Source organism: Streptomyces sp. NPDC048483 (genome assembly GCF_040651455.1).
Classification (GTDB): Bacteria; Actinomycetota; Actinomycetes; order Streptomycetales; family Streptomycetaceae; genus Streptomyces.
Genome location: NZ_JBEZJZ010000241.1, coordinates 1 through 2,781 on the forward strand (window position 1 = coordinate 1; position 2,781 = coordinate 2,781).

At 67.9% G+C, this 2,781-nt stretch carries 1 protein-coding gene; it reads right to left on the reverse strand.

Annotation, left to right across the window (positions count from 1 at the left end; all coding sequences use genetic code 11):
• Positions 1–2,748 (reverse strand): acyltransferase domain-containing protein (locus AB0D04_RS42520; protein WP_362712845.1); only part of this gene is annotated, 2,748 nt, incomplete at its 3' end.
• Between the last annotated feature and the right edge of the window lie 33 nt (positions 2,749–2,781).

Here is a 2,781-nt window from a genome sequence, read left to right on the forward strand (position 1 = left end):
CGCCCACACCCGAGCGCCCACACCCACATCACCCAACGCCTGCACCGCCACAGCAGTGCCCACCACATCCAACGCCAACAGCACCCCAGCCACCGACCCGGCCTCGGCCACCGCCTCGCGCACCACCCCGGCCAGCAACGACCGGTCAGCCCCAGGCGGGACAGCGACCCGCACAACAGCGCCTCCGTGCCGCTCCACAACACCAGCGATGTCAACGCACGCATCCCCGCCCTCACCAGTCAGCAACAACCACGTCCCCGAGAGCTTGGCCACCTCGGATTCGGCCAGAGCCGACCACGACACGCGATAGCGCCAGTTATCGACCGAGGCTTCGGCCACATAGGCCTGTCGCCACGTCGACAACGCAGACACCGCCGACGTCAGCGAATCGTCCTCACTGATGCCCAGGGCGTCGCCCAACGTCTCCCAGTCCTCACCGGCCACCGCCTCCCAGAACCGAGACTCCACCCCATCCCCGGCCGAAGACACACCCGCCGACGCCACCGACTCCACCCAGAACCGCTGCCTCTGGAACGCATACGTCGGCAGATCGACCCTCTGCGCACCCGCGAACAACGAATCCCAGCTCACCGCGATTCCAGCCGTGTGGAGCTGAGCAAGAGCGGTGAGCAGGGTGTGTTCCGAGTCGCGATCGGCGCGCTGGGCGGCAACGCACACGCTGCCGGCCTCCGCGTCCGTGCCACTCTCACGCTCCCTCTCGGCAAGGGTGGCGCTGGCCAGGGCCGCCAGGACGCTGTCCGGACCGGCCTCCACAAAGCGCGTCACACCCTGACCCGCAGCTGCACGCACCGCATCCGCGAAGCGGACTGCCTCGCGCACCTGACGCACCCAGTACGCCGACGAGCACAACTCCTCCTCAGAAGCAGCCTCACCGGTGAGGGTGGAGATCACAGGAATCTGCGGCGCCCCGTACGTCAACCGCTCCGCTACCCGGGCAAACTCCTCCAGCATGCCGTCCATCCGATGCGAGTGGAACGCATGCGAAACCCGCAGCCGATTCGTCCTACGGCCCTGTCGCTTCGCCCACTCCCGCACAGCCTCAACCGCGTCGACATCACCGGAGACGACCACCGAGTCAGGTCCGTTGACCGCGGCAAGCCACACCGACTCACCCAGCAGCGGTGCGATCTCCTCCTCGTGGGCCTGGACGGCGAGCATCGCCCCGCCCTCGGGCAGCGCCTGCATCAGCCGACCCCGCGCGGCCACCAGCGTGCACGCGTCCTCGAGAGACAGCACGCCGGACACATGCACCGCCGCCAGCTCCCCCACCGAATGACCGACGAGTACATCGGGCGCGACACCGAAAGACTCCAGCAACCGGAAGAGCGCCACCTCGACCGCAAACAAACCCGCCTGCGCATGAACGGTCTGGTTCAGCACCGCCTCATCCTCACCCCACACCACCCCACGCACGGACGAACCCGACGCCCGCTCCAACTCCCCACACACACCATCGAAGGCTTCCGCGAAGACGGGGAACCGGTCGTACAACTCCCGCCCCATACCGAGCCGCTGCGCACCCTGACCCGAGAACAACACCCCAATGCGACCAGCACCGGCAGCAACCTCTCCCCGCACCACGTCACCTGCGGGAGCACCCTCGGCAAGCGCGGCCAGGCCCCGTAGCGAGCCCTCATAATCGGCCGCGACAATGACCGCACGATGGTCGAGCCCCGCGCGGGTCGTCGCCAGGGAAAAGCCCACATCGAGCGGTGACAGCGGATTCGACCGCTCCGCCAAGAAGCTGTGCAGCCGCCCAGCCTGCGCCCGCAACCCCGCCTCAGACCTCGCCGACACCACCCACGGCACCACCGCCGCACCTGCAGGAGGGATGGTGCCCGTCTCATCCGCAGGCTCCTCCTCCATAACCGGAGCCTGCTCCACAATCACGTGGGCGTTGGTGCCGCTGATCCCGAACGAGGAGACGCCCGCACGACGCACCTGTCCATTACCGGTCCACGGCTGGTTGTCGGTGAGCAGCTCGACGGAGCCGGTCGACCAGTCCACATGCGAGGACGGCTCGTCCACGTGCAGCGTCTTCGGCAGCACCTCGTGCCGCATGGCTTGCACCATCTTGATGATGCCGGCCACGCCCGCGGCGGCCTGGGTGTGGCCGATGTTGGACTTGATCGAGCCGAGCCACAGCGGCCGGTCCTCGTCGCGCCCCTGTCCGTACGTCGCCAGCAGCGCCTGCGCCTCGATCGGATCACCCAGCGTCGTACCCGTACCGTGCGCCTCCACCACATCCACATCCGCGGCAGCAAGCCGCGCGTTCGCCAACGCCTGCCGGATCACCCGCTGCTGCGACGGACCATTCGGCGCCGTCAAACCATTCGACGCACCATCCTGATTCACCGCCGAACCACGCACCACAGCCAGCACCTGATGCCCGTTCCGACGAGCATCCGACAACCGCTCCACCAGCAGCACGCCGACACCCTCGCCCCAACCCGTACCATCCGCAGCCTCAGCAAACGCCTTGACCCGACCATCAGCCGCCAGCCCACTCTGCCGGGAAAAACCAACAAACGCGGTCGGCGTCGACATCACCGTCACACCACCGGCCAACGCAAGCGAGCACTCCCCGGCACGCAGGGCCTGAGCTGCCCAATGCAACGCCACCAGCGAGGACGAACATGCCGTATCCACCGTGACGGCCGGGCCCTCGAACCCGAACGCATACGACACTCGGCCCGACAGCACACTCGCGGTATTGCCGGTCGCCAAATACGCCTCGGCATCACGAGGCGCCCGACCCAT